Here is a 701-nt window from a genome sequence, read left to right as displayed (position 1 = left end):
GCGCGGATCGCCTCCCGGTGCTGGCCGATCCGGGGCGCCTCGGCGAGCACGGTGATGTCGAGATGGTCGATCCGGCCGCCGCGGGCGCGGACCAGGCCGCAGGCATGGGCCAGGAACTGGTCCGAGGAGGCGCCGCGCCAACGCTCGTCGGAGGGCGGAAAGTGGGTGCCGATATCGCCGTCCGCGATGGCGCCAAGCAGCGCGTCGGTGAGCGCGTGCAGCGCCACGTCGCCGTCGGAATGGGCGAGCACCCCGCGGTCGGCCGGGATCTTGATGCCGCCCAGCCAAACGTGGTCGCCGGTCGTGAAGGCGTGGACGTCGAAGCCGGTGCCGAGGCGGGTGACGTAGGCGGTCATGGCGCGGGCTCCGGGCGCTGGCGTTTCGGTTGGGTCGGACGCGAAGGCCCGGTCCGCCTCGATCAGGTCGGCGGGCTGGGTGATCTTGCGGTTGGCGATGTCGCCGACGAACACCACCACCGGCAAGCCCGCCCATTCGGCGAGGGCGCCGTCGTCGGTGAAGCCGTCGAGCCCCTGGTTAGCGGCGTCGCGATGGGCGGCGAGCAGCGGCGCGAAGGCGAAGGCCTGGGGTGTCTGGACCGCGCGCAGGTGCTCCCGGGGCGGGGTCTCGTGCACCCGGCCGATGCCGGGGGCGATCTCGGCGACGCGCTTGACCGTGTCGGTCACCGGCACGCCGGGCACCGC

At 73.9% G+C, this 701-nt stretch carries 1 protein-coding gene; it reads right to left on the bottom strand.

All coding sequences use genetic code 11. The features are described 5' to 3' along the window. A partial coding sequence (gene ispF / locus FV228_RS31640) for a 2-C-methyl-D-erythritol 2,4-cyclodiphosphate synthase (protein WP_147857964.1) occupies nt 1-701 on the bottom strand: 701 nt, incomplete at both ends.

The organism is Methylobacterium sp. WL18 (assembly GCF_008040015.1).
Taxonomy (GTDB): Bacteria; Pseudomonadota; Alphaproteobacteria; order Rhizobiales; family Beijerinckiaceae; genus Methylobacterium; species Methylobacterium mesophilicum.
This window is presented reverse-complemented; position numbering and strand designations above follow the sequence as displayed.